Consider the following 24,595-nt stretch of genomic DNA (forward strand, 5'->3'; position numbering starts at 1 on the left):
CGACAAGCGATCCACCATTTGTCAGTCTTCGGTGCGGACCAGCGTCATTCCTGTATCGTCACCAAGCAGACTGAAGCCCGGCTGACGGATCACGATATCCCTGAAGTTCGCAAACCGCGGCGGCTTCAAGAGGTAACCCGCCGCGCCAAGCTCCGCAGATCGCCGCTGATCGGGTTCGTAGTCGGAGCCACTGCACATGATCACCGTCACCCGGCTCAGCGCAACGTCCTCCCGCATACGTTCCAGCAATTTGAAGCCATCGACATCGGGCATGTTGATGTCGAGCAGTATCAGATCCACGTCATTGTCAGGCTCGTAGAGAATGCGCTGCGCCTCTCTCCCGTCGCGTGCGCTGCGTAAGTTGCATCGCAATTTGGGCCGCCTGAACAGAGCTAGTTCGGTCAGTTCAAGATCCGCCTCCCGATCATCGACAATCAGGACATTTGCCATCGCGTCCCCCTCACTCGGCTGCGGGGCGCGGGGTTCCTCCGCGTCCGGCAGGGAAAATCGAAATTTTGCTCCGGATCCGGGCACGGTTTCACAACCAATCCGTCCACCGTACAAAGCCACAATACGCTGGCAGATCGCGAGGCCGAGCCCCGAGGTTTCGTTGTGATGCGACAGCCGGCGAAAGGGTTGAAATATCTGCTCAAACTGATCCTCGGGAATACCCGAGCCGTCATCACGGACGAAGAAGGCGTAGCCCCCTTCGGCGATCTCACAGCCGATTGTTACCGTCACCCCCGGTTCGTTGTGAAGGATGGCGTTGGCGATCAGGTTCTGGAACAACTGCCGCAAATGTACAGGATCGGCCAGGAGCTGCGGCAAAGGGCCGTGGACTAGCGTGGCGTTTCGCTCCGTGATGATGCGGTCGAGGCTCTGGCGCACCTCGGCGATCACATCGGTTAGCACGCAAACGACAGGCTCGTGATGCTCTGGTCCGTCCAGCCGTGTATACTGCGATACGGAGTCAATCAGCGCGCCCATCCGAATTGCAGATTCGCCAATGTATCGCAGATAAGTATCCTGGCTTTCCTCATCTTCCTGCGGATCGCGGAGCAGATTGGAAAACGAGATCAGCGTCCTGACCGGTTCTCGCAAATCGTGAGCCAATGCACGTGTGAAGACGCCCAGGCTCTCATGCTGCTCGCTGATGCGCTGCCGCTGTTTCTGCAGGGTGTGAACCATGCCCTGCAGACGTGCGTAGAGATCGGCACTCTCCAGCGCCACCGAAGTCGTATCGGCAAGGGCCTGCAGTATTGCCAGTTCCTCGGCAGACGGTATTCGACGACTGGACCAGTAATTGCCGATGGCACCGATTGGGGCGCTTTGGCGAATTGGCACCATCGCAAGACTTTTCACGAAGGTGGGGCGATAGGCTTCCACAGGAACACGCGGATCGTCGTAGATATCTTCGATGACCGCGCATTGCGCATTCAGCATGACCCAACCGCTGACGCAGATACTCATCGGAAATCGCTTGCCCTTCCATAGCGGGGCAATCGCGTTTTCCTCGGCGTAATAGCACTGGTCGCCATCGCGCAAGACGAAGGTGGCCCCATCCGCCCCGGTCAGGTTGCGGGCAGCATCCCGCACGACGGCCGTGACCGCGTTGATATCACGCGCCCGGGAAAGATCCTGAACGGCGGTTACCAGCCGCTCCATTGCCGCGACATATTCGGACGTCGAGCGGATCGAGGTAGCATCCATCGCTTGCGGCCTTGGCATCGACAAAATTGAGTCCAAGCCGAAAGATATCGCCGGGAAACTTCCAGCGATTTAATCAGATATACGCTGTTTTGCGGGGTTCGGGCTCCAGCTCGAAATCGTGCGCGGCTGCCGATGCCGAGCATTCCTCAGCTTCGGCATTGCGAACCCCACTGCCCTCTTAAACGGCCGGAGCGGCGGAAACGGTGACTCGCCTGGCGCGAAACCGGGCAATTTCACTGGCCTCCATCCGTTCGGCAACTATCGCGAATTGGTCGCCTTCCACGAGCACCTCCGGAGGCAACGCCCGGCAATTATACGTCGAGGCCATGGTAGCGCCGTAGGCGCCGACTGTGTGGAAGACCGCAAGATCGCCCGTTTCAACCCTGTCGATTTCTCGACCGATGGCAAAAGTGTCTCCTGTTTCGCAAATAGGCCCGACTATGTCGGCGACGATCCGCCGCCCACTGGGTTGCACGGCGGAAAATTCGTGCAGCGCATCGTAAAGCGCCGGGCGCATAAGATCGTTCATTGCGGCATCGACAATGACGAACCGGCGATTTGCGCCGGGTTTCGTCCAGATTACGCTGGTCAGCAATACGCCGGCCTCAGCGACAACAGACCGTCCGGGTTCGAACATCAAGACAACGTCCCAGCGCTGCGTAACCCGCGCAACCATCGCTCCATATCCTTCGATGTCGGCACCTGCCTCACCGCGGCGATAGCCAACGCCCAAGCCGCCTCCAAGGTCGACGTGGGTCACGCAATGGCCATGCTCCCGCAGCACAAAAAGCAATTCCCCCACCCGCTCGTAGGCGGCTTCCAGCGGAGCAAGGTCGACGATCTGGCTGCCGATATGTACCGCGATGCCCCGCAGATCGAGCCCGCCGAGCGGCGCAAGCCGATCGAATATCTCAAGCGCCTCATCGATCGGAACTCCGAACTTGCTGGCCCGCCGCCCTGTTGTGATCTTGGCATGCGTGCCGGCATCAATGTCCGGGTTAACCCGCAAGGTGACCGGCGCGCGAAGCCCCCGTTCGCTTGCCAGCCGCGAGATAAGGTGCCCCTCCGCCTCAAGTTCCAAGTTGAACTGGCCGATACCGGCATCAAGCGCGGCGGCGATCTCCCGGCGGGTTTTCCCAGTGCCTGAATAGATGATCGCATCCGCCGGTATTCCGGCATCAAGCGCCGCAGCCAGTTCCCCGCCGGATACGATGTCCGCCCCATAACCTTCGTCCGCCAGCAAGCGAAGGATGGCCGGGTTCGGATTTGCCTTTACCGCGAACGCAAGACGCTTCCGCGGGAGGGCTGCCAACGCAGAGCGGAACCGGCGCGCGGCACCCCGCAGCGCGCCAGCGGAATAGACGTAAGCGGGCGTGCCAACTGCCTCTGCAATTGCTGCCAGCGGCACACCTTCGGCGTGCATGACGCCGGCCTCGAAATGAAAGGATTTCATGGAAATATCCTGAAGGGGAGAGGGCCGGTGCCGCAAAATTCGCATTTCGCGAATTTTCAAACGGTCTCTAAGGCCGTCGCCTCATGCGCCGTTCGCGGCGACGCGACCTGATCATCGCCGGGAGCATTCGGTGCGGACTGCTTTCGACCCGCCATGCAAGAGCGACCTTTTTCCCTTGTACAAGCAGCACAAGGCCGAAAATCATCATCGCCATGCAAATCATGGTAACAGCCGTGCCTGCCCCCTCACCATCGGTTGCAGTGGACCACACGATGGACGGCGCTCCGATAAAGAGGAACCCACCCAGCCCGCGCCACAGCAAATCCCGGCGCGTCATGCGTAGCCTCTCTTTGGCGAAGGAGCGACGCGCAGCGTCAGGTCACCTGCCCGCCTTACAGCCTCTCGCAAGTGTTTGCCGGGATGGGCCGAGGCTTCGTACAGCAGGATATCAGCCGGAAATTCTGCCTCCACTTCAAGTTGGGCAAGCGGCTCACGAACCTCAAAGCTCAAGCCGATTGCAGAATCAACCGATCGAAGCGCGCGCTGGCACGCCTCCTCAATGGCATTGCAGTCCCGATCGATACCGAGGCACTCGATCGCGAGAAATCCCAATGAGCGAGCCTTCCTGGCGGCCGCGATAAGCAGGGCGCCGTTCCCGCAATTGATATCGACGATGCGCACAGATCGGCGCCCGCGCTTGCGCAGCGATTTCAAACGACCCAGAAGCGATCTCCAACGCGGATCGCTCTCGGCGGAAAGGGTCGCGCGGGGATCGAGCACGCTGGCTCCGATCGAAACGATCGGCCACGGCGATCCGGTCGGCAGAGATAGAGAATAGTGCATTGCCTTTCCCACCCTTCACGCCGCGCATTCTAGGTTCTGAGCCGATGCCGGCACAGGTTCGAATGGAATGGCCGGCACGATCCAGTCCGTCGTGAAGACGATGACGGCGCCAGGAAAGGCATGAACCTCGTCACGCGCAAATCGCCATGCAGCGTGGCGTGAAATGAAACGGCCTTCTAGAAGACCGTGGTTTTCCTGCACGAGCCAATGCCCGGCTTGATCCTGACCGACGTAAATCACCGACGCGCGTCGGTCAGGCTCCGGAGAGTTTGCGGATTCGATCACGAAGAGCTCCTTAAAGCTACGCAATTGTTCGGCCTGCAACTTAGCGACCGAGGTAGCGAAGTTATAAGTCTCTCCGTTTCAATTCCAGATCGACACCCATGAAAATCCATTGAATTTTTCATATGCCAAGACAGAACTGCCCAGACTGCCGCCATCTATAAAATTCAATGAAAATCATACGGTCCCAATTGGAAGCCTGTCTCGAATTCATATCCTTCCTTTCGTATTTACCCGTCTCCTTGACCCTCAGGAGACGCATTCATGTTCTCGGGCTCTATTCCCGCGATCCCCACACCTTTTCGGGATGACAGAATCGACGAAGCGGCGCTTCGCGATCACGTTGGCTGGCTGATCGAAGAAGGCTCATCCGGATTGGCCGCATGCGGCAGAGCGCTGCGCCCCTGACGCTTAATGTTGGACGAGGCCGTAAACTGGCGACGATTGCGATCGTGGTCCGGGAAGGACGCTTCGAGCAAGCTGGCGCCATGCCCCCAGTACGGAAAAAGAGCCCGGCACTCCTCCTATGCCGGGCTCTCCCCCGTTAGGGCATTTTCTAGTCAGGTGGGATCACCTGATGACTCGGAAAATGCGCCAAACCAGAATCTTAGAGCAGTCCATCCGACGCAGTCGGGTGGAAAACTGCTTTAGAATGCTGCCGTCAGAGAGGCGACGACGGCGGCATCGGCGATGGAACCGGTACCATCCTGGCCCTTGCTGAAGTTCGGCTGCAAGGCGGCCGATTCAGCGCGGGTAATGTCCGTATCGACATAGGAGAGGTTGAAGGTGAGGTTCCGCCACGCGGCATCCATGCCGATCGACCAGTCCCAATACGTGCCGGTCGGCGCCACGCTGGTCCCATTGGGGCCAAGACCGGGATTACCGTCCGAATAGCCGACATGCGCCTTGGCCGTCAGCGGGGTGCCTGCGATCGCAAATGCACCGTCACCCCAGAGGTACAGATTGTCCTCCTTCTGACCGCGACTGTTCGGCGCGTTTGACACGTTGGCAAGCGCGTACTGCTTCGGTGCATAGGCGATGCCGGCGGTCAGTGTTGCCGGGCCAGTTGTGCCCGACAGCTTCACATAAGGTTCGGCGAAGTCGGTATCGTCGGCACCGCCCGGATACATGTACCAGGTCAGGCCAACGTCCAGTGTCGCATGATCGCTCAGCTTGGCCTTGTAGCCGCCGATCAGGTCCAGTTCCATGTTGGCGCCGCCGAAAGTGCCCCAGCCGGAAAGGTTCGAGGCCCAGGTGCCGACATAGACGCCGCTGTCATGGCTTACGGTAAGTCCGCCCTGAATGGCCATGTTCTTGTCTGACTGCGAAACGCCGCGAAAGCGATAGTCCGAAGCGATCGTCGCCGAGCCGGAGACTGTTATGGCGCTGGGCGCCTCTTCCTGAGCCTGAGCGGCGAACGGAGCAAAACCGGCAAAAAGGGCGGCAGCAATAGCGATAGATTTCATTATGTCCTCATGGATTGCCCGCCATCTGGCGCGGCGATTCGAGGACGCCCAAGTAGATCAGTACCGCATTTGATATCGAGAGCGAGCAATCGGCAATCGAATAGTAATTTTATAATTTCACCACTCGCAGCTGAATATTTACGTCATGCAAAAATCCAACCTGAAAGACAGAAAAGGCTTCGATATTTCGAGATTCTATTGAGTATGTTTGCAACTCGAAAGGTCGAAAGAAGCTTGCTGGCTTTCCCGATCGGCACGTAGGGCATTCAGACCAGCAAGTTCATCTTGCCGGCCTTGATCTCACTTTCACGTTTCATGGTCAGGATTCCGCCGGTATCCGCTGAATCGCAGTAGGGGAAGATTTCGAATTCCCGCGACTCCGTGAGCGCCGCATGCCACCGTGCCGGAATCTCGACCTGCTTCCACAGTCCGGGGCCCACGAAGAACAGCGCATTGCCGACTACCAGCAGCATGACCAGAACAAGGCAAAGACCAAGCTCTGCGGCGCTCGCTTGCTGCGGCGGATGCAGATGGACGCGGGCGTAAAGCACCGATCCGACCCAATAGCCCACCCCCAGAACGGCAGCACCGCCCAAGCGCAAACCGATCTGCGCAGCCCAAGTTTCATGCCATCCGGCCATCGAGCGCCTCCCAAAAGAGGCTCTCCAATTAATCGGCAACGCATAGCAATTCGAGAGTGAGGAACGGCGCTCATCGTAGAGATTTCATTACTCTGGCGCCGTCTGAGCACATGAACCGTGCAATCATATGCAAATCATATGCGAATGGGTAACTGTCGAAAGCTGCTCCTGGCGTAGAGATTGCATAGGATTGTCAGTTGCGATTTCCGCCGGTCATTCGTCTTCCGGCAAGCGGAGGCGGTAGCCGATGCCAACGTCGTTGCTGATGATCTGGGGACGCTGGGGATCCACTTCGAGCTTCTGCCGCAATGTCCGCACCAGAACGCGCAGATACTCGACGTGGCGTTCGGATTCGTTCGGCCAGACATGCTGCATGATCTGATCATGCGTGATGACGCGCCCGGGATACTTTGCGAGTTGGGCCAGCACGGCATATTCCTTGGGCGTCAGATGCACTTCCTTGCCCGCCTTCATGATCTTGCGCTCAAGCAGGTTGATGGAAAGATCGCCAACCTCGATCGCCGGCACCCCGCCATCGCGGGTCATGCGGTTGCGCAGCGCCACGCGCACCCGGGCGAGAAGCTCGGCCGTATCGAAAGGCTTGGTCAAATAGTCGTCCGCGCCCAGATCCAGCGCGGTCACCTTTTCTTCGATCGCGTCACGCGCGGAAACGATGATCAGCGTGGTTTCGGCATTCTGCTTGATGATCGGAACCAGTTCCAGCCCGTCGCGATCGGGAAGGCCAAGGTCTAGCAACACGATCTCCGGACGTTCCTGCCGCAACCGGTCCAGCGCCTCTCGCGCATTCTCCGCCTCCAGCGTCGCGTAATCGGCACGGGCGAGCGCGGTCTGGATCAGGCGCCGGATGTGGGGTTCATCATCGACGATGAGAACCTTGTGGCGGATTTTCATAGGACTTCCTTATTGTCGAGGTGCGGTACGACCAGCGCCTCGGGAATGCGAATGGTAAAGCAGGCCCCCAATGGATCGTCATTGTTGCTGGCCTCCACCGAGAGCCCCATCGCCTCGGCAAAACCCTTGACGATCGCGAGGCCGAGCCCGGTGCCGTGGCGGACCCGGTCGGAGCCTTCGAGCCGTGTGAATGTCTCGAAGACGCGCTTTTCCTGACCCGGCGGAATGCCGGGCCCCTGGTCGATCACCGACAGCGCAAGGGCATCCGGCAGGCGGCGGCAGCGGATGAGGATCGGGGTGCCCGAATCGGCGTAACGGCCCGCATTGTCGAGCAGGTTGATCAGGCAGTGGTGCAGCAACACGGGATCGACCCGGACGAGCGGAATGTCCGGAACGATATCCACGTTCACACCGTGATCTTGCAGCGACGCACGCGTATCGTGAACCGCACCTGCCACCGCATCGAACAAGTCGGTCGCCTCCACTTTCAGTGGCAGCGCCCCCGCTTCGACCCGGGCCATGTCGAGCAGGTTGGCGACGAAACGGTTGAGCCGCTGTGCCTCCGTCTCGATCGCATCGGCCAGAGCGGCGGAGGGATGGCGCTTCATTTCCTGTGCAGCGGTCATGATGGTGGTGAGCGGCGTGCGCAGATCGTGGCTGACCGAGGAGAGCAACGCAGAGCGCAGGCGGTCCCGCTCGTCGATCTGGCGGGCGCGCATGTTCTCTTCTTCCAGCGTCATCCGGTCGAACGCGATCGAGGCCTGATCGAGCAAACTCATCAGCAGCGGCACCTGATCGGAGCGCAGAGGATCACGCGCGTCACTGCGCGCAATGCCCAGAACCCCCAGAACGCCGCGCGTGGTGCCCAGCGGATGGAACAGCCAGTCCGAAGCGGTCAGCGTGGCGGAGCTGCGGCCCGCCGGCTGTTCGTTGTCGATCACCCACTGGGCCGCCGCCATTTCGATCTGGTCCAGCTTGTCTTCCGGTGGGTAGGCGGCCCGAAGGTCGGGTCCGTTGGCCGAAGGCAGCAGGACCACCGCGCGCACGTCCAGCAGGCGCGCGACTTCCGCGCAGATTGCCTGCATCAGTTCATCGCGCGTGGGCGCTGTCGTAAGCTGGCGCGAAAAACTGGCCAGCGCAGCATTCTGTCGCGCGCTGGAACCGGCCAGATCCGCTTGCGCCCGAACGCGCGCGGCGAACTGGCTGGTGACGATCGCTACCCCCAGCAGCACCAGAATCGAGATCACGTTCTCGGGATTGTTGACGGTTAGCGTGCCCGTAGGCGGCAGGAAAAAGAAGTTATAGGCAAGGCTGGCCACGAGGCCGGCGAAGAGCCCTGCCCGCAATCCGAATGTCGCTGCCGCAAACATGACCGGGATCAGGAACAGCAACGCGATATTGCCAAGCGCGATCGCCTCTATGAGCAGCCGCCCGAGAATGGTGATGCCGGCCACCATCAACAACGACCAGACATAGTCGCTGGGCTGCCCCCAATGACCGCGCGGCGCCTCGCGCTTCTGCACGGTAGCGCCCTGCTCGGGACCGGAGGGCAGGACATGAATGGCGATATCGCCGACCGAGCGCACCAGTCGGTCCACAACCGAACCGTGGCGTTGCTCGAACCACCACGAGCGGTTCGATTTTCCGATGATGATTTGAGTCGCACGCGCATCGCGCGCAAAAATGCCAAGGCCTTCGACGACCGTTGTGGCGGGAATGCTGGCGGTCGACGCGCCCAATCGCGATGCAAGCGCCAGCGTATCGGCCAGTTGGCGCCTCTCGGCCTCGCTGAAATGCTGGTCGCGCTGGGTTTCGATATGCACCACGGTCCATGGGGCCTTCAGGGCATCGGCCATGCGCTTTCCCGCTCGCACCAATCCGGCGGCATGGGGATATTCGCTGATGGCAACGACGATGCGCTCGCCCGCCGCGAAGGTGCCGGCCAGGGCATTGGCGCGCACATGCTCCAGCATTTGCGCATCCACCGCCTGCGCCGCGCGGCGCAGCGCCAGTTCGCGCAAGGCGGTAAGATTGGATTTGGAGAAAAAGTGGCCCAGCGCCCGCGTCGCCTCATGCGGGATATAGACCTTGCCGTCCTTCAACCGCTCGATCAGTTCATCGGGCGGAATGTCGACGACCTCGATCTCGGCCTGTTCGAGGATGGAATCGGGCACCGTCTCGCGCACCCGCACCCGCGTGAACGAGGCGACGACATCGTTCAGGCTCTCGATGTGCTGAATATTGATCGTGGAATAGACATCGATCCCGGCATCGAGCAGTTCCTCGACATCCTGATACCGCTTGGGATGACGGCTGCCGGGGGCATTGGAGTGGGCCAGTTCGTCCACCAGCACCAGTCCGGGGTGCCGCGCGAGGATGGCGTCGATGTCCATCTCGCCAAGGCTGTGGCCCATGTGATCGACTTCGCGACGCGGGATCACGTCGTGGCCCTGCACCAGCGCCTCGGTCTCGCGCCGGCCATGCGTTTCGACAACGCCCACGATCACGTCCACCCCGGCATTGCGCCTCTGGTGTCCTTCGGTAAGCATTTCCCAGGTCTTGCCGACGCCGGGAGCGGCGCCCAGGAATATCTTGAGTCGGCCGCGGCCCTCCTGCGCGGCAGCGCGCAGGAGGGCCTCTGGAGATGGTCTGTCGTTATCGGTCACTTGCTTTGCTTAATGCCGATTCCGTCCAGTCGTCGATTAAGTTCGAACACGTTGACATGGGGCTCGCCAATGAAGCCGAGCAGCGGCTGCTCTACGCTCTCGTCCACCATATGCCGAAGCGTCCCCGGATCGATGCCGCGCACGCGCGCGACACGGTCAACCTGATAGTAGGCCGCCTCGGGCGTGATGTCGGGATCGAGGCCCGAGCCGGAGGTCGTCACGAGGTCTGCGGGGACGGGCTTGCCCGGCTCAGCCGCCTGCATCGTGGCGACCTGCTCCTTCACACGGTCATGCAACGCCTGCGAGGCCGGGCCAAGGTTCGAGCCGGAGGATGCCAGCCCGTCATAGCCCTTGCCCGCTGCCGAGGGGCGGGTTTGGAAATAGCGGTCGGAGGTGAAGGCCTGCCCGACTACCGTCGAACCGATCACCTTGCCGTTTTCCCGGACAAGGCTGCCATTTGCCTGACTGGGGAACACCGCTTGCCCGATGCCGGTCATTGCCAGCGGGTAAGCGATGCCCAGCAGCACGGCAAAAAGGCCGGTCATGACGAAGGCGGGGCGTAGCGAGGATACGATATCGTTGTTCATGGTTCGCCTCCTCAGGCGAGACCCAGGCCGTTAACGGCCAGGTCGATAAGCTTGATGCCGATGAACGGTGCGACGATGCCGCCAAGGCCGTATACTGCCAGGTTGCGCGCCAGCAGCGGGCCTGCCCCCATCGGCTTGTACTTCACGCCCTTCAGCGCCAGCGGCACCAGGCAGGGAATGATCAGCGCGTTGAAGATGATAGCGGACAGGATCGCGCTCTGCGGCGTGCCAAGATGCATGACGTTGAGCACCGCCAGCCCCGGATAGAGCACGATGAACATGGCCGGGATGATCGCGAAGTACTTGGCAACGTCATTGGCGACCGAGAACGTGGTCAGCGCGCCGCGCGTCATCAAGAGCTGCTTGCCGAGGCCGACAACCTCGATCAGCTTGGTCGGATCGCTATCGAGATCGACCATGTTGCCCGCCTCGCGCGCGGCCTGCGTTCCGGTGTTCATGGCCACGCCCACGTCCGCCTGCGCAAGGGCAGGAGCGTCGTTGGTACCGTCACCGCACATGGCGACAAGGCGGCCGCCTTGCTGTTCCTTGCGGATCAGCGCCAGCTTGTCCTCAGGCGTGGCTTCGGCAAGGAAGTCGTCCACGCCTGCCTCGGCCGCGATGGAGGCGGCGGTCAGCGGGTTGTCGCCGGTGATCATCACCGTGCGGATGCCCATGGTGCGCAGTTCGCCAAAGCGTTCGCGGATACCGGCCTTGACGATGTCCTTCAGGAAGATCGCGCCCAGCAGGCGGCCATCGGCGGCAACGGCAAGCGGGGTGCCGCCGGCGCGGCCGATCTCGTCGGTAATCCGGCGCAGTTCGGTAGCGGCTGCGGTGCTGCCCGCATCCGGGTTTGCCCGCAGGATCGCCTGCACAGCGCCCTTCTGGATCACGCGCCCGCCGGTATCGACACCGGAAATGCGGGTCTGCGCGGTGAACGGGATGATCTCGGTCCCTTCCGGCAGACGGGTGCCGGCAAAGCCGAACTTCTCGCGCGCCAGTACGACGATCGAGCGGCCTTCCGGCGTCTCGTCGGCAAGGCTGGCCAGCAGCGCCGCTTCGGCCAGTTCGCTCACGCTTGCCCCGCCGACCGGGCGGAACTCGGTGGCCTGACGGTCACCGATGGTGATCGTGCCCGTCTTGTCCAGCAGCAGCACATCGATATCGCCCGCCGCTTCCACCGCGCGGCCCGACTTGGCGAGCACGTTGAAGCGCACCAGACGGTCCATACCGGCAATGCCGATGGCCGAGAGCAGCGCCGCGATGGTCGTCGGGATCAGAGTGATCAGCAGCGCCGCCAGGATCGAGACCGGCACGGAGCCGCCCGCATAGCTGGCAAAGCCCGGAATGGTCGCGACGGCGATCAGGAAGATGATCGTCAGACCGACGAGCAGCAGGGTCAGGGCGATCTCGTTGGGCGTCTTCTGGCGCTCTGCCCCTTCGACCAGCGCAATCATGCGGTCGAGGAAGCCCTGCCCCGGATTGACGGTAACGCGCACGCGGATCTCGTCCGAGATGACGCGGGTGCCTGCCGTCACCGCCGAGCGGTCGCCGCCCGCCTCGCGGATCACCGGCGCAGACTCGCCGGTGATCGCGGCCTCGTTGACGGAGGCGACGCCAAGGATGACTTCGCCGTCCGAAGGGATCAGGTCGCCGGTCTGCACCAGCACCACGTCGCCCTTCTTGAGCTGGCTGGCGGCCACGCTGTCGAAGCGGGAACCGTCACCTTTCAGGCGCTTGGCGGTCAGTTCCGCCTTGGTGGCGCGCAGCGAAGCGGCCTGCGCCTTGCCGCGCCCTTCCGCCAGCGCTTCGGCAAAAGTGCCGAACAGCACGGTGAGCCAAAGCCACAGCACCAGCTGGATCTTGAAGCCGGCGGCAAGGCCGTCATGCCCGACGATCAGCAGCACGGTCAGCAGCGTGGCCACCACGGCAGTGGTGAACATCACCGGGTTACGGATCAGTTCCTTGGGATTGAGTTTGCGGAAGGCATCACCGATTGCCGGGGCAATCAGGTCTGCCGTGAACAGGGATTTGTTTTCTGAAGTCTTTGCGGACCGAGCCATATCGGTAAGTCCTTAGAAAAGCTGGCCACGGATCATCGCGAGATGATCGGCGATGGGACCAAGCGCGAGGCTGGGCAGGAAGGTCAGCCCGCCAACGATCAGCACAGTACCGATCAGCAGGCCGGTCCACAGCAGACCCGTGGTGGGGAAGCTGCCTGCAGTCTCGGGCGTGTACTTCTTGGCGGCAAGGCTGCCCGCGATCGCCAGCATCGGGATGATGACGAAGAAGCGGCCGAGCCACATGGCGACGCCCAGCATGCCGTTATAGAACGGCGTGCCCGCAGTCAGACCCGCAAAGGCCGAACCGTTATTGCCCACCGCGCTGGTGAAGCCGTAGAGGATCTCGGAGAACCCGTGCGGGCCCTTGTTCAGCGGACCTGCCAGACCAGCCGGCAGCACCGAGGCGATCGTCGTTCCGCCCAGGATGATCAGCGGCAGCACCGCAATCGCCAGAACGGCCAGCTTGACCTCGCGGCTCTCGATCTTCTTGCCGACGTATTCGGGGGTACGGCCCACCATCAGGCCGGCCACGAAGACGGCCAGGATCGCGAACAGCAGGAAGCCGTAGATGCCCGCGCCAACGCCGCCGACGACGACTTCGCCCAGCTGGATGTTGAACAGCGGGATCATGCCGCCCAGCGCGGTGAAGCTGTCATGCATGGCATTGACCGCGCCGCACGAGGCTGCCGTGGTCACCGCCGCGAAGAGCGAGGAGGCGACGATGCCGAAGCGGACTTCCTTGCCTTCCATGTTGCCGCCAGCGACGCCGAGGCTGTGAAGGATCGGATTGCCTGCAGATTCCTGCCAGTAGACCACGCCCACACCGACGAGGAAGATCGTCAGCATCGCAGCAAGGATCGCCCAGCCCTGGCGGGTATTGCCCACGGCCTTGCCGAAGCACCAGGTGAGGCCGACGCCGATCGCGAAGATCGACAGCATCTGCACCAGATTGGTCAGCGCAGTCGGGTTTTCGAACGGATGGGCCGAGTTGGCATTGAAGAAGCCGCCACCATTGGTGCCGAGCATCTTGATCGCTTCCTGCGAAGCCACCGGGCCCAGCGCCAGCGTCTGCTTGACGCCTTCCAGCGTCGATACGTCGACCGAGGCGGCAAGGGTCTGCGGCACGCCGCTGGCGATCAGATAGAGGCCATAGACGACGCAGAACGGCAGCAGCAGATAGAGCGTGACGCGCGTCATGTCGGCCCAGAAGTTACCGATGCCGGTGGCGCTGCGCCGCGCAAAGCCGCGGAAGAACGCGAAAGCCAGGGCTATGCCGGTCGCAGCCGAAAGGAAGTTGTGAATGGTCAGCGCGAGCATCTGCGAAAGATTGCTCATCGCCGCTTCGCCCGAATACCACTGCCAGTTGGTATTGGTGGTGAAGCTGACGGCGGTATTGAACGCGCCGTCGGCACCTATGCCGGCATAGCCCAGGCCATTGAGCGGCAGCAGACCCTGCGCGCGCAGCAGAACATAGGTCAACAGCAGCAGAGCAGCGTTGAACACCAGCATATGCACCGCATAACGGCGCCAGGACTGATCCTCATCGGGATCGATGCCCGAAAGCTTGTAGAACCCGCGCTCGACGGGGCCGAGAACGGCATGGAGCGGCGTGCGGCGCCCCTCGTAAAGCGCGTGAAGCCACATCCCCATCGGCTTGGTAAGCGCCAGCAGAATGCCGACGAAGGCTGCGATCAGCAGCCATCCCTGAACGGTCATGGAGGCGCTCCTAGAAGCGTTCGGGCCGCGCGAGCACGGCTACGAGATAGACGAGAAGGCCAAGCGCGGTGATTGCCGCCAGCCAGAGGTCGATGGTCATGATCGGGCGCCCCTCATGCCTTGTTGCACAGCGCGACGTAGCCAAGGCTACCCGCTAGCAACGCGAGGGTCAGGCCGATCCAGAGGATGTCCTGCATGGTATTGCTCCTGCAAGCTCACGTCGCGAGAAATACGATATGAGTCGAATGCAGCAGACCCACTAGGACAACTTGCCGTTAAAATTCGAGACGATGATCATCCGGAACACATAGTATTTTCATATGAATTGCCCCGGTATTTGCAGTTGAGCGCAAAAACTGCGGCGGCCGCCGTGCGATCGCCTGCCTCGAAACGGCAGAGCCATTATGAATTTTCTATGAGATCGGCGATTCGCCCGTCTGGAGAAAAAATGCCGGGCTGGGGCATATCGGATGCGTTCCGCCAACCGGCGGCACGAGCTCTCAACATCTTGTCGAGACTCTGATTCTGGACGGTCCGGCGCACAGCCGGCCCTGATGGGAGTTGGTTCATGGCCACGCGCCTACGTGTTCGACCGAAAGCACCTGCTTGCCCCGAAATTTCAACCGTTCTTGACGAGGTTGGCCGAAGCGCAACGGCGCGAGCCTACGATACCATCGGCAAGGGCTATCTCGACTATGCGGGCCGAGGTGCGCGAGGGCTTTTCGATTTCACCGGCCGCAGCAACTATGTCGACCGCCAGGTCTGGCAAAGAATCGACGCCTGCCTGCAGGAACTCTGGGCCGGCGGGCTGCGCCAGATCAGTATCCTGGATGCCGGATGCGGCCCGGGCACATGGCTGATGCGTGCAGTGCATCGCGCGCACGACATCGGGTTCCGCCAGATAACCGCGCGCGGCTTCGACATCTCTCCGGAAATGATCCGCCTTGCCCGCAAGCACATATTCTTCAGTGAGTGCAGCTTCGAGGTTGCCGACATCACCGCCCCGATCGACGCGCAAACCGGCAGCATCGATTTGACGCTCTGCCTTAACGGAGTGCTGAATCATCTGCCCGGAAAGACTCATGCCCAAGTGGCCACGGAACTCGCACGGATCACCGGCGGCCGCTTGCTGCTGACGGCACGCACGGTCGGCAGCCTGCCGACGATCTACATCGCCGACATCGAAAACGCGCGCGACTTCATCCAGGATCATGACCGCGAACAATTCGATGTCGACCTTGCAGATGGCCGGCACATCGAAACATCACTTTTGCGAGATCGTCACTTCGCCAATATCACCTCCCACGAAAGCATAGCCAGGCGCGGCATCGCCAGGATAATCGCCTACCGGTGATCCGCGATCGATCCCGACATCGAATGTCTCATCGATTGTAAAATAGGTCGGCAAGGTCATTGTCAGCTTGCCGGCATCCACCCTTTGCCCGTCGATATTCAAGGTGACGGCCGCCCCGCTCGCGAAGCCCGGCCCCTGATAGGCCACATCGACATCGATCTTATGCGCACCGGCGGAGAGCGGCGCGGCGCTACGAAGATCAAGCGTCTGCACGTCATAGGCCCGATAGCGGAACACCGCATGGTGGTCGGCGTCGAGGAAGATCGTCCAACCGGCGGACTCGCCGCCCACCGCGGCGATCACGCCCCGAGCAGTGGGATCCGTCCGCAAGGTCGCTGAAATGCACCAGGAGCGGTTCTGCACTTTGGGCAAGGCCGTTTCCGGTATTCCTGCGGCGCCGGCGTGGAAGGTTGCCTGTTTGACGCCCGCCGCAAGATCGGGAAGGCCACGGCCGAACAGCCTTGGCCCGGAGATGGGAAGAACCTGGTTGGCAGCCGCCTCCTGTTCGAACAGGCGCTTCATCTCCTCCAGTCTGCCCGGTTCTTTCGTGGCAAGGTCGGTCGATTCCGAAAAGTCGCTACGCAGATCGTAGAGTTGCCACACGTCCTTGGCCGGATCGGTATCCTGCAGCGCCACCTTCCAGGGCACGGGCCCGTGATTGGCCATGGCAAACCACCCGTCATGATAGATCGAACGACGCCCGAACACCTCGAAGTACTGCGTTGTATGCCGCTCCGCGGCCTTGGGCGCATCGAAGGTATACCTGAGGCTGACGCCGTTCATCGGCTTTTGCGCGATGCCATCCACACTCGCAGGCGCCGCGATGCCGACGATGTCCAGCAGGGTCGGAACCACATCGTTGATGTGCCCGAACTGGCTGCGGAGCCCCCCCTTGTCCTTGATGCCGTTGGGCCAGGTGATCACCATCGGATTGCGAATGGCACCAAGGTGCCCTGCCATCGACTTGCCCCATGGAAACGGCGTGTCCGTCGCCCAGGCCCATGCCGCGTTGACGTGGGCATAGGCGTTGCGCGTGCCGATATCGTCCAGTCGGGCATCGGTGACCGGCGGCGCGGGAAAGCCGATAAGGCCGCGCAGATAGCTGAGCGATCCCGCGGTTCCGCCCTCCATGCTCGCGCCGTTATCGCCCACGAGATAGACGATGACAGTGTTGTCGTACTGGCCGCTGTCCTTCAGTGCCTGAACCACTTTGCCGACTTGTGCATCGGTATGGGCAAGGTAGGCGGCATAGGCTTCCATCAGCCGTGAGGAGAATTTCTTCTCCTCGGCACTCAGGCTGTCCCACGCGGGAAGTTCGGCAGGGCGCGGCGTCAGCTTGGCGCCTTTCGGGATGACGCCAAGACGCTTTTCACGCGCGAAGATTTCTTCACGCAGTTTGTCCCAGCCCTGATCGAACTGGCCGCGATAGCGATCGATCCACGCCTTCGGCACCTGGATCGGGGCATGAATGCCACCCGTTGCCAGATAGAGGAAAAACGGCTTGTCCGGCGTCACCGAATGCTGGCGGCGCAGCCAGTCGACGGAGTGCGCGGCAAGGTCTTCGCTCAGGTGATAGCCGGCACCTGTCGGTCGCATAGTGGGCGTGGTCCCGTTGAACAGCGTGGGTTCGAACTCGCTCGTCTCGCCGCCGATGAAACCATAGAAGGATTCGAACCCTTCGCCGGTCGGCCAACGATCGAAGGGGCCGGAGGGCGACATTTCCCAATCTGGGGTCTGATGCCATTTGCCGAACGCCGCCGTACTGTAGCCGTTCTCACGCAGGATCTCGGCGATCGTCGCGGTATCCTTGCCGTGATAGCCGCTGTAGCCGGGGCGGGCGTCGGCCGTGTTCATGACCGCGCCAATGCCTGTGACATGGGGATTTCGCCCGGTCAGCAGCGCCGCGCGGCTTGGCGAGCAGATGCCGGCCGTATGGAAACGATTGAACCGCAGCCCGTCCTGCGCAAGCGCATCGAGTGCGGTGGTCTGGGCCGGCCCGCCGAATGTGGACGATGCCCCGAAGCCGACATCGTCCAACAGCACGATCAGGATGTTGGGCGCACCCTTTGGCGCCGGCTTCTGGATAAGGGGCGAGGCAGCAACCGGCGCCAGAGATGGGGCAGGAGGCGGCGCCGATTGCGCTAATGCACCCGTTATGGGTGTCAGCCCCGCAACGGTTAGCGAAACGGTTAGCAAGAGGCGGCGGCGAAGGATCATGGTTGCTCCCCTGAAGACGCTCCAGTTCCGGCGCATGGCCATGACGGCTCACGCGCGAAGGCGCTGCCGGAAAGGCCGGAACTAGATCGCAAAAATGGTGAATGCGTCTCCGGTGGACCGGTGCGCTGTGCCCCAGACCTAGCAGAGTGGGAGGCAATATCTAATGCATAACGAATGCCAAATTGATAACTTTGGGTAATGGATATCGATCTGACCAAACTTCGGCATGTCATTGCCGTTGCCGATTACCTCAGCTTTTCGAAGGCCGCCCAGGCACTGCGGCTGACGCAACCCGCGCTCAGCCGCAGCATTGCCCGCACGGAACAGCAGTTCGGCGTGACGATTTTCGACCGTGGGCGCAGCGGCGTATCGATAACCGGTCAAGGTGCGACCATCCTTGCGGAAATGCGCGATCTGATCGCCCACGCCCGCGAACTGGAAACCAATCTTCGTATCTACGGCCGTGGCGAGGCCGGCAGGGTCAAGCTTGGCATCGGTTCGCAGCCTGCCAGCATCTTTCTTGCGAAGCTGGCAGCATCCGTCATTAATTCCCGGCCACGGCTGGATTTGCAGGTAGAGATCCGCTCATCCGAACAGCTTTTGGAAGATGTCCGCGCAGATCGCGTGGACGCAGCCCTGATCACCGACTTCAACATGGACGCCGCCGGCTTGATAGTGGAATCTCTTTGCAAGCTTGATCGCGGCATTCTGGTGCGGCGGGATCATCCATTGGCCGGCCGCGTGCCATCGGCCGAAGATCTATATCGTTTCCCGGTCGCCTGCGGATCGCGCATTCCCATGCCCGCACGCCACGCAGGCCTGTTCGTCTGCAACAACGATCACATCGTTGGTGAAGTGGTGAAGCAATCCGACCTTGTGTGGTTCGCGTCGCCCAAGGTTGTCGAAAGCGAGATCGCGCGCGGTCACATCGTGGCGCTGGAACTGGACGACCTCGTGCATGGCACTCTTTCGGCGGTACTCGTGCGCCGAACCCACGGAGCACCTTCCCCCGCGCTGACATTTGTGATCGATGAACTGAAGCGGCTGTCCGGAGCGAATTGCCTTTCGGCCTAACGCTGAGAGCCTTTGTTGACGATGCCCTTTCGCGGAGTCAAATCGGGCCATGGAAACCCGCCCTAAGTTCATCTAACGAAGGGTGGAACGATCTTCCACTACTTGTCAGCGTCCAACTGTCTGAGAGTCCGTTTGAAAAATGCCCGCAAGGGCATTTTTGAGGCGGCACCGGCCCTCTCCCCCACCCTACCACCCGCAGGATACTACCGATGGGTTGGTAGGGTGGGGGAGAGGGCCGGTGCCGCAAAATTCGCATTTCGCGAATTTTCAAACGGTCTCTCAGCTCTCGTCATGACTGCAGGCTGCGGGGCTCGAGGGCTCCGCGGCGCCACTTGGTTAGCACCAACCTCGTCTGTTCATGCTGGTGATCGTATCGAGGAAAGCCGTAATGACCACCTGAAAGACCGGAATGCCGCCTAGGCGGCGTGGACAAATTTGAGCCAGTATCTGGCGGTAGCGATATGAACCATGCCGAGGAAGCTGTTGGCAAGCTGGTCGTAGCGGGTGGCGATGGCGCGATTGATCTTGAGGTGGCCGAACATGCGCTCAATGCGGTTGCGCTGCACGTAGAGCGCCCGGTCATGTTCGATTTTCACGCGGCGGTTTGACCGGCCAGGAATGACGGCCTCGATTTTCCGCTTGGCGAGATCGGCACGGATGGAATCGGCGTCGTAGCCCTTGTCGGCGAGCAGGGCGTCGGGCGTGCGCTCGGGCAAAGCTATGAGCGCATCATACGCCTTGCAGTCTGCCGCTTCCCCGACCGTCAGGTGGAAGGCAAGCGGTCGCCCGAGGGCATCAGCCAGGCAGTGAAGCTTACTGGTGAACCCGCCCCGCGAGCGGCCAAGAGCGCGTCGATGAGTCCCCCTTTTCCGCCCGCTGCCGAGACGTGGGCGCGGACTGTTGTGCTGTCGATGCTGTAGTGGCCGCTGTCCGCCATAATCTCGGCCAGCGTCACCGCCACGATTTCCCAAACCCCGGCTTCGCTCCAGCGCCGGAACCGGCGATAGATCGTGTTCCAACTGCCGTATTTGGGCGGCACGTCGCGCCACGGAGCACCGCAGCGAAGCCGCCAAAGAATACCGTTGATGATCGATCGGTTCTGCTCGGGCGGCCTGCCTCTGCCACGGTTCTCGGACTCGATCGGCAGCAAGTCCTTTAGGATGCGCCATTCCGCCTCGGTAAGATCGCCCCTGCTCAAGCCTGCCTCCAAAAAGCAGCCTTGAATCAACTTCATCGCCTTACGTCAATCGCTGCGCGCCTTTCCAGCGGTTCGATTGCGAAAGCCGCTGCTTTCCGAGATAAGGTGCCTATGATAGCCACGCCAATAGACGAAGCTGTGCCCAAGGCATCGACATTGAAGCTGGCGGTCATGGGCTTTCTGACGCTCTGGTGCCCCTATATCTTTGTCTGGTTCATCCAAAAACCGGAATACCCATCGACGTTCCGCAGGGCCTTCACGGCATGGGCGATCTTTTGGTGCGGGTGCGCAGTGCTGTTCTTCGTCGTGCAATTTGCGACGGGCGATCAACCCAGATAAACGCCGAGCCTCGCACCCTTAATTTGTCAACGCCGCCTAGGACGTCATGCACAAGGTCGCCAGGCCGTATCTGCCACCGGACTTTTCCAGTTGATGCACCAGTGTCATCGTGATCCGCGCGCCCGACATTCCCAAGGGATGGCCGAGCGCAATCGCACCGCCGTTGGCATTGACGCGCTGCGCGTCATCCGCGAGCCCCTGACTGGCAAAAGCCTCATTGAGTTCGATGGCATCGAACTGCGAAATGCCCATGCCAAGGCGGGCGAGCAGCTTCTGTGTCGCCGGTAGCGGTCCGATACCCATCACCCGCGGCTCCACACCCGCCGATGCCATGCCGACGATGCGCGCCCGCGGCGTCAGTCCGTGCGCTCTGGCGGCGGCTTCGCTGGCGATGATCATGGCAGCAGCACCGTCGCTGATGCCCGAGGCATTGCCCGCCGTGACGGTACCGTCAGGACCGAACAGCGGCTTGAGCCTGCCCAGCGCCTCAAGCGTGGTATCCGCACGGGGGTGCTCGTCCTGACTCACCTCGACCGTTTCGCCCCGCTTCTTGCCCGGCACGTGTACCGGCACGATCTCTTCCGCGAAGAAACCACTGCGCTGGGCGGCGACGGCGCGCTGCTGACCGCGCAGGGCAAAGGCATCCTGATCGGCACGGCTTACGCCGTAATCGATCGCCACCCTTATGGCGGATAGCTCACCTGAGAACGACTGACTGCTCCGTAATCTTGGTCAGCGCAGATTTAGCATCCTCGATACGGCCCGGAACAAGCTTGTAGAAGGCCCAGTTCTTGATGCGCTTCGAGGTCACGACCCCCGCTTTCGACAGATATTGCAGGTGATTGGTTACGGTTGGCTGGCTGAGCCCTATCTTGTCCGTGATGAAGCCAACGCACACGCCATCCTCCACCAGATCGCCGTCCCTTTGTTCGGGAAAGTGCGCCCGGGGATCGGATAGCCAGCCCAGGATCGTGAGACGATGCTCATTCCCGAGTGCGCGCAGCAAGTCCGCCATTGACGCGTGCGTCGAATCCATATAGTCAAATCCCTATATAGCCTTCTGGCTATGTAATCTTCGATAGGGCATCATGGACAAGAACAAAAGCGCCGATCGCGTCGTCTCGGCCAAAGACGTTTTCAAGGCGGCGCAATCCATAAATCCGCTGATACGGATCACGCCTTTGGAGCGGTCCGAGGCGCTAACGCGCATGACGGGAGTGGAAATTCGCCTCAAACTCGAAAACCAGCAGAACACCGGCAGTTTCAAGCTGCGCGGAGCGGCCAACGTCATTGCGAATCTCGGACAGAACGAGCGCGAAATCGGGGTGATTGCACCGACCGCCGGCAACCACGGATTGGCGTTGGCCCACGCCGGAAAGGCAGCGCGCGTGCCTGTGACAATCTGCTTGCCGGAGACAGCGGACCCGATGAAAATCGCGGCTATGGAAGCCAGTGGCGCCCGGGTCGAATTCTTCCGTGACATCGAGCAAGCGCGACAAGCGGCGACGACGATGGCGGCGGAGACCGGCGCGACTTTCGTCTCGGCCTATAACAACCCCTTCATGATTGCGGGCGGGGGCACGGTCGGCCTCGAAATCCTGACCGAATGGATCGACGCCGACGTCATTCTCGTCTGCATTGGTGGTGGCGGGCTCGCGTCTGGAATTGCGACGGTGGCAAAGGCGATTAACCCTGACATTGAGGTCTGGGGGATACAGAGTGAAGCGAGCCCCACTTTCATCCGCTGGCGCGAAGCCGGCTCTCCCGTTGCCGTCGAACTATCAACGTCGATCGCCGAAGGTATCAGCGGCCCTATCGAACCGGATACAATGACATGGCCCTTGATCCGCGACCGGGTAGACCGTGTGCTGCCGGTATCGGACGCGGAAATCGCGGCGGCCATGGGCTGGATGCTCGACAATCATCGGCAGATCGTCGAACCTTCCGGAATAGCCGCCGTGGCGGGAGTCATCCGCTACGCAGGCCAACTCGCGGGCCGCAAAGTCGCGGCGGTCGTGACGGGCGGCAACGTCTCCGGACAGCGCTATCGCGCCCTGCTCTAGCCGGCGCCGAACCCCGTCCATGAAACACAGACATCGAAGAGGTGCAACAAATGCCTGCGAATACGATCGACATCGTCGCTAGTCGCGTACTTTCCAACGATTGGGGCACACTCAAGAAGTACGAATTCGATCTGCTGCGCCGCGATGGCAATCGCCAGCGTCAGACAAGGGAAGTCTATGATCGCGGAAACGGCGCCACCTGCCTGTTGCACGATCCCATCAATGATACCGTTCTGCTGACGCGGCAATTCCGGCTGCCCATCTACGTCAACGGAGGCGTCACGGCCCTCATCGAAACACCGGCCGGACTGCTCGACGGCGCCGATGCCGCCGAACGAATGCGCGCCGAGTTGATGGAAGAAACCGGATATCGTATCGAAGCGCTCAGCCACCTTTACGACCTCTACATGAGTCCTGGGTCGGTTACTGAGTATCTCGCGTTTTTCATCGGCACCTATTCCGCCTCGGATCAGATCTCTCAAGGGGGTGGCAAGGTCGATGAAGGCGAGGATATCGAAGTGCTGCACCTGCCGTTCGAAGATGCCCTGGACATGATTGCCAGCGGCAAAATCTGCGATGCCAAGACAATTATCCTGCTGCAACACCTCGCCCTCACGCGCGCATCGGCAACGCGCCCGCACGTTCCCGAATAATCACGCGTCATCAGAACCCTGGAATTGATACGAAACACCGAAAATTCTGAGCACTACAAGTGGGGTGACAACTGCGATGGATGGATACTGGCACCATCGTGCGACATGATGGTCATTCAGGAGCGAATGCCGGCCGGAACCGCCGAGACACGACACTTCCACACACGCGCCCGGCAGTTCTTCTATGTACTGGCCGGCGAGTTGGTGATGGAAATTGAGGGTCGAAGCTATACCGTGCCCGCCATGTCCGGCATCGAGATCGCTCCCGGTCGTTCAGCGGTGATTTTTTGGGAACCTAGAAGCCGACGTTCGTGCTCCAACGATTGACTGCGCCCGGCGCGCATCACCAATTATGCACTTTCGACACAACAATCAGGTGACGATAGGGCATCTAATCGACGGCAATCGAGGGGCGTAACAAGGCGATGGGCCGGGCAAAAGCGCCGGTGCAATCCAGATCAAGGATCCATCCCATGACCCATCGCATCGATCACAACACCGCCGCGCCCGCCGGAATGAAGGCGCTCGGGCAAGTCTACGGCTACATCATGACCAGCGGCCTCGATCCCGCTCTGGTCGATCTCGTCTACCTGCGCGTCAGCCTGATCAACGGCTGCGCCTATTGCATCGACATGCACAGCCGCGACCTGCTGGCAAAGGGAGTAGAGATCGAGAAGCTGGTGCTCGTTCCCGTCTGGCACGAAGCCGGGGCCCTGTTCAGCGAAACCGAGCAGGCGGCGCTGGCCTGGGCGGAAACCGTGACGCGCGTTGCCGACACCGCCGTGCCCGATGCCGCTTACGAAGCCGCCGCGCGCGTTTTCGATGCCAAGCAGCTTGCCGACCTTACCATCGCGATCGGACTGATGAACACCTACAACCGCCTCGCCATCTCCTTCCGCGCGGCGCCTGCGGCCGTGTCCAAGCTGGCAGCCTGAGCCTTGGCGATGAACCAGACATACACTGCGCAGGCAACCGTCCTTGGCGGACGATCCGGGCGCGCACAGAGCTGCGACGGGCGGTTGCGGGTCGATCTTTCGACCCCGGCCGCGCTCGGCGGTGATGACGGGCGCGGCACCAACCCGGAACAGCTCTTCGCCGCAGGCTACGCGGCCTGTTTCCTGACGACGCTGCGGCAGGAAGCGGAGGCGCAAGGCATCGCGCTCGCTCGCGACAGCAACGTCACCGCAACGGTGCGCTTGCAGGCCGGGGGAAAGCTGGCGGTCTGCCTCTCGCTAGACCTCCCGGATCTGGATGCGGTGCTAGCCGAAAAACTGGCGGACATGGCGCACGTGCGCTCCCCATACTCGCGAGCGCTGCGCGGTGAGGCGGAAGTCCGCATCCGCGTGACCTAACCTAGCGCC

22 protein-coding genes and 3 pseudogenes are annotated in these 24,595 nt (G+C 61.5%); 9 read left to right on the forward strand and 16 right to left on the reverse strand.

Features of this window, described 5'->3' with window-relative positions; all coding sequences use genetic code 11:
* Positions 1 to 21: 21 nt before the first annotated feature.
* From ACZ1JV_RS07270 to ACZ1JV_RS07285, 4 genes are all read right to left on the reverse strand, one after another.
* Positions 22 to 1,710: an ATP-binding protein gene (locus tag ACZ1JV_RS07270; protein WP_465149003.1), complete on the reverse strand. Its 1,689-nt coding sequence runs from the start codon at positions 1,708 to 1,710 to the stop codon at positions 22 to 24.
* A gap of 178 nt (positions 1,711 to 1,888) precedes the next feature.
* The gene (lysA, locus tag ACZ1JV_RS07275) at positions 1,889 to 3,163 is read right to left on the reverse strand and encodes a diaminopimelate decarboxylase (RefSeq protein WP_465149791.1); all 1,275 of its coding nucleotides are present in this window, start codon (positions 3,161 to 3,163) and stop codon (positions 1,889 to 1,891) included.
* 333 nt (positions 3,164 to 3,496) lie between these two features.
* Positions 3,497 to 4,006: a methyltransferase domain-containing protein gene (locus ACZ1JV_RS07280; RefSeq protein ID WP_465149004.1), complete on the reverse strand. Its 510-nt coding sequence runs from the start codon at positions 4,004 to 4,006 to the stop codon at positions 3,497 to 3,499.
* A gap of 15 nt (positions 4,007 to 4,021) precedes the next feature.
* The gene (locus tag ACZ1JV_RS07285) at positions 4,022 to 4,291 is read right to left on the reverse strand and encodes a hypothetical protein (RefSeq protein ID WP_465139393.1); all 270 of its coding nucleotides are present in this window, start codon (positions 4,289 to 4,291) and stop codon (positions 4,022 to 4,024) included.
* Positions 4,292 to 4,552: 261 nt separating this feature from the next.
* On the opposite strand from ACZ1JV_RS07285, the pseudogene ACZ1JV_RS07290 reads away from it, so the two are divergent.
* Positions 4,553 to 4,678: pseudogene (locus tag ACZ1JV_RS07290) on the forward strand (dihydrodipicolinate synthase family protein); the annotation flags it as partial.
* A gap of 257 nt (positions 4,679 to 4,935) precedes the next feature.
* Here the strand turns inward: ACZ1JV_RS07290 and ACZ1JV_RS07295 are convergent.
* The 8 genes from ACZ1JV_RS07295 to kdpF form a co-directional block, all read right to left on the reverse strand.
* The gene (locus tag ACZ1JV_RS07295; protein WP_465149005.1) at positions 4,936 to 5,754 is read right to left on the reverse strand and encodes a TorF family putative porin; all 819 of its coding nucleotides are present in this window, start codon (positions 5,752 to 5,754) and stop codon (positions 4,936 to 4,938) included.
* A 266-nt stretch (positions 5,755 to 6,020) separates the two neighbouring features.
* On the reverse strand, positions 6,021 to 6,395 hold the full coding sequence (locus tag ACZ1JV_RS07300) for a hypothetical protein (RefSeq protein ID WP_465149006.1): 375 nt from the start codon (positions 6,393 to 6,395) through the stop codon (positions 6,021 to 6,023).
* Positions 6,396 to 6,608: 213 nt separating this feature from the next.
* On the reverse strand, positions 6,609 to 7,307 hold the full coding sequence (locus ACZ1JV_RS07305; protein ID WP_465139390.1) for a response regulator transcription factor: 699 nt from the start codon (positions 7,305 to 7,307) through the stop codon (positions 6,609 to 6,611).
* On the reverse strand, positions 7,304 to 9,973 hold the full coding sequence (locus tag ACZ1JV_RS07310) for a DUF4118 domain-containing protein (RefSeq protein WP_465149007.1): 2,670 nt from the start codon (positions 9,971 to 9,973) through the stop codon (positions 7,304 to 7,306). Before ACZ1JV_RS07310 ends, ACZ1JV_RS07305 begins: the two co-directional genes overlap by 4 nt.
* Positions 9,970 to 10,560, reverse strand: a complete 591-nt coding sequence (gene kdpC / locus ACZ1JV_RS07315) for a potassium-transporting ATPase subunit KdpC (RefSeq protein WP_465149008.1) — start codon at positions 10,558 to 10,560, stop codon at positions 9,970 to 9,972. Before kdpC ends, ACZ1JV_RS07310 begins: the two co-directional genes overlap by 4 nt.
* A gap of 11 nt (positions 10,561 to 10,571) precedes the next feature.
* Complete coding sequence (gene kdpB, locus ACZ1JV_RS07320) at positions 10,572 to 12,620, reverse strand: potassium-transporting ATPase subunit KdpB (RefSeq protein WP_465149009.1); 2,049 nt, start codon at positions 12,618 to 12,620, stop codon at positions 10,572 to 10,574.
* A 12-nt stretch (positions 12,621 to 12,632) separates the two neighbouring features.
* Positions 12,633 to 14,336, reverse strand: a complete 1,704-nt coding sequence (gene kdpA, locus ACZ1JV_RS07325; RefSeq protein ID WP_465149010.1) for a potassium-transporting ATPase subunit KdpA — start codon at positions 14,334 to 14,336, stop codon at positions 12,633 to 12,635.
* A 10-nt stretch (positions 14,337 to 14,346) separates the two neighbouring features.
* Positions 14,347 to 14,436 (reverse strand): K(+)-transporting ATPase subunit F, encoded by a 90-nt coding sequence (gene kdpF / locus ACZ1JV_RS07330; RefSeq protein WP_232493295.1) that lies wholly within the window; start codon positions 14,434 to 14,436, stop codon positions 14,347 to 14,349.
* A gap of 468 nt (positions 14,437 to 14,904) precedes the next feature.
* Between kdpF and ACZ1JV_RS07335 the strand changes: the two genes are divergently transcribed.
* Positions 14,905 to 15,690, forward strand: a complete 786-nt coding sequence (locus tag ACZ1JV_RS07335; RefSeq protein ID WP_465149011.1) for a class I SAM-dependent methyltransferase — start codon at positions 14,905 to 14,907, stop codon at positions 15,688 to 15,690.
* On the opposite strand, the gene ACZ1JV_RS07340 is transcribed toward ACZ1JV_RS07335, so the two are convergent.
* Positions 15,601 to 17,907: an arylsulfatase gene (locus ACZ1JV_RS07340; RefSeq protein WP_465149012.1), complete on the reverse strand. Its 2,307-nt coding sequence runs from the start codon at positions 17,905 to 17,907 to the stop codon at positions 15,601 to 15,603. The genes ACZ1JV_RS07335 and ACZ1JV_RS07340 overlap by 90 nt on opposite strands.
* Positions 17,908 to 18,105: 198 nt before the next feature.
* Here ACZ1JV_RS07340 and ACZ1JV_RS07345 point away from each other — a divergent pair, with 198 nt between their 5' ends.
* Positions 18,106 to 18,981, forward strand: coding sequence for a LysR family transcriptional regulator (locus ACZ1JV_RS07345; protein WP_465149013.1), 876 nt, complete (start codon positions 18,106 to 18,108; stop codon positions 18,979 to 18,981).
* A 416-nt stretch (positions 18,982 to 19,397) separates the two neighbouring features.
* Here the strand turns inward: ACZ1JV_RS07345 and ACZ1JV_RS07350 are convergent.
* Positions 19,398 to 20,215, reverse strand: a pseudogene (locus ACZ1JV_RS07350) (IS5 family transposase).
* Positions 20,216 to 20,290: 75 nt separating this feature from the next.
* Between ACZ1JV_RS07350 and ACZ1JV_RS07355 the strand changes: the two are divergent.
* On the forward strand, positions 20,291 to 20,518 hold the full coding sequence (locus ACZ1JV_RS07355) for a hypothetical protein (RefSeq protein ID WP_465148548.1): 228 nt from the start codon (positions 20,291 to 20,293) through the stop codon (positions 20,516 to 20,518).
* Between the two features lie 36 nt (positions 20,519 to 20,554).
* Here ACZ1JV_RS07355 and ACZ1JV_RS07360 read toward each other — a convergent pair.
* A pseudogene (locus ACZ1JV_RS07360) lies at positions 20,555 to 21,199 on the reverse strand (acetyl-CoA C-acyltransferase); the annotation flags it as partial.
* 16 nt (positions 21,200 to 21,215) lie between these two features.
* Entirely contained in the window at positions 21,216 to 21,554 is a 339-nt protein-coding gene (locus tag ACZ1JV_RS07365; protein ID WP_465139302.1) for an ArsR/SmtB family transcription factor, read from the reverse strand.
* 52 nt (positions 21,555 to 21,606) lie between these two features.
* Between ACZ1JV_RS07365 and ACZ1JV_RS07370 the strand changes: the two genes are divergently transcribed.
* From ACZ1JV_RS07370 to ACZ1JV_RS07390, 5 genes are all read left to right on the forward strand, one after another.
* A complete protein-coding gene (locus ACZ1JV_RS07370; protein ID WP_465139301.1) occupies positions 21,607 to 22,581 on the forward strand; it encodes a threonine ammonia-lyase in 975 nt (324 codons plus the stop codon).
* Positions 22,582 to 22,631: 50 nt separating this feature from the next.
* Positions 22,632 to 23,234, forward strand: a complete 603-nt coding sequence (locus ACZ1JV_RS07375; protein ID WP_465149014.1) for an NUDIX domain-containing protein — start codon at positions 22,632 to 22,634, stop codon at positions 23,232 to 23,234.
* A gap of 105 nt (positions 23,235 to 23,339) precedes the next feature.
* Positions 23,340 to 23,561 carry a cupin domain-containing protein gene (locus tag ACZ1JV_RS07380; protein ID WP_465139299.1) on the forward strand — a complete coding sequence of 74 codons (222 nt, stop codon included), beginning with the start codon at positions 23,340 to 23,342 and terminating at the stop codon, positions 23,559 to 23,561.
* 146 nt (positions 23,562 to 23,707) lie between these two features.
* Complete coding sequence (locus ACZ1JV_RS07385; protein ID WP_465139298.1) at positions 23,708 to 24,169, forward strand: carboxymuconolactone decarboxylase family protein; 462 nt, start codon at positions 23,708 to 23,710, stop codon at positions 24,167 to 24,169.
* A gap of 9 nt (positions 24,170 to 24,178) precedes the next feature.
* Positions 24,179 to 24,586: an Ohr family peroxiredoxin gene (locus ACZ1JV_RS07390; RefSeq protein WP_465149015.1), complete on the forward strand. Its 408-nt coding sequence runs from the start codon at positions 24,179 to 24,181 to the stop codon at positions 24,584 to 24,586.
* The last annotated feature ends 9 nt before the right edge of the window (positions 24,587 to 24,595 follow it).

The sequence above is a fragment of the Novosphingobium sp. BL-S-19 genome (genome assembly GCF_055521675.1).

Bases quoted from the DNA above. Each gene is read 5' to 3' on its own strand.
- kdpB (WP_465149009.1), bottom strand. From the start codon at position 12,620: ATGGCTCGGTCCGCAAAGACTTCAGAAAACAAATCCCTGTTCACGGCA.
- ACZ1JV_RS07390 (WP_465149015.1), top strand. From the start codon at position 24,179: ATGAACCAGACATACACTGCGCAGGCAACCGTCCTTGGCGGACGATCC.
- ACZ1JV_RS07370 (WP_465139301.1), top strand. From the start codon at position 21,607: ATGGACAAGAACAAAAGCGCCGATCGCGTCGTCTCGGCCAAAGACGTT.
- ACZ1JV_RS07375 (WP_465149014.1), top strand. From the start codon at position 22,632: ATGCCTGCGAATACGATCGACATCGTCGCTAGTCGCGTACTTTCCAAC.
- ACZ1JV_RS07270 (WP_465149003.1), bottom strand. From the start codon at position 1,710: ATGGATGCTACCTCGATCCGCTCGACGTCCGAATATGTCGCGGCAATG.
- kdpC (WP_465149008.1), bottom strand. From the start codon at position 10,560: ATGAACAACGATATCGTATCCTCGCTACGCCCCGCCTTCGTCATGACC.
- ACZ1JV_RS07295 (WP_465149005.1), bottom strand. From the start codon at position 5,754: ATGAAATCTATCGCTATTGCTGCCGCCCTTTTTGCCGGTTTTGCTCCG.
- ACZ1JV_RS07280 (WP_465149004.1), bottom strand. From the start codon at position 4,006: ATGCACTATTCTCTATCTCTGCCGACCGGATCGCCGTGGCCGATCGTT.
- kdpF (WP_232493295.1), bottom strand. From the start codon at position 14,436: ATGACCATCGACCTCTGGCTGGCGGCAATCACCGCGCTTGGCCTTCTC.
- lysA (WP_465149791.1), bottom strand. From the start codon at position 3,163: ATGAAATCCTTTCATTTCGAGGCCGGCGTCATGCACGCCGAAGGTGTG.
- kdpA (WP_465149010.1), bottom strand. From the start codon at position 14,336: ATGACCGTTCAGGGATGGCTGCTGATCGCAGCCTTCGTCGGCATTCTG.
- ACZ1JV_RS07365 (WP_465139302.1), bottom strand. From the start codon at position 21,554: ATGGATTCGACGCACGCGTCAATGGCGGACTTGCTGCGCGCACTCGGG.
- ACZ1JV_RS07335 (WP_465149011.1), top strand. From the start codon at position 14,905: ATGGCCACGCGCCTACGTGTTCGACCGAAAGCACCTGCTTGCCCCGAA.
- ACZ1JV_RS07380 (WP_465139299.1), top strand. From the start codon at position 23,340: ATGATGGTCATTCAGGAGCGAATGCCGGCCGGAACCGCCGAGACACGA.
- ACZ1JV_RS07385 (WP_465139298.1), top strand. From the start codon at position 23,708: ATGACCCATCGCATCGATCACAACACCGCCGCGCCCGCCGGAATGAAG.
- ACZ1JV_RS07305 (WP_465139390.1), bottom strand. From the start codon at position 7,307: ATGAAAATCCGCCACAAGGTTCTCATCGTCGATGATGAACCCCACATC.
- ACZ1JV_RS07340 (WP_465149012.1), bottom strand. From the start codon at position 17,907: ATGATCCTTCGCCGCCGCCTCTTGCTAACCGTTTCGCTAACCGTTGCG.
- ACZ1JV_RS07345 (WP_465149013.1), top strand. From the start codon at position 18,106: ATGGATATCGATCTGACCAAACTTCGGCATGTCATTGCCGTTGCCGAT.
- ACZ1JV_RS07300 (WP_465149006.1), bottom strand. From the start codon at position 6,395: ATGGCCGGATGGCATGAAACTTGGGCTGCGCAGATCGGTTTGCGCTTG.
- ACZ1JV_RS07355 (WP_465148548.1), top strand. From the start codon at position 20,291: ATGATAGCCACGCCAATAGACGAAGCTGTGCCCAAGGCATCGACATTG.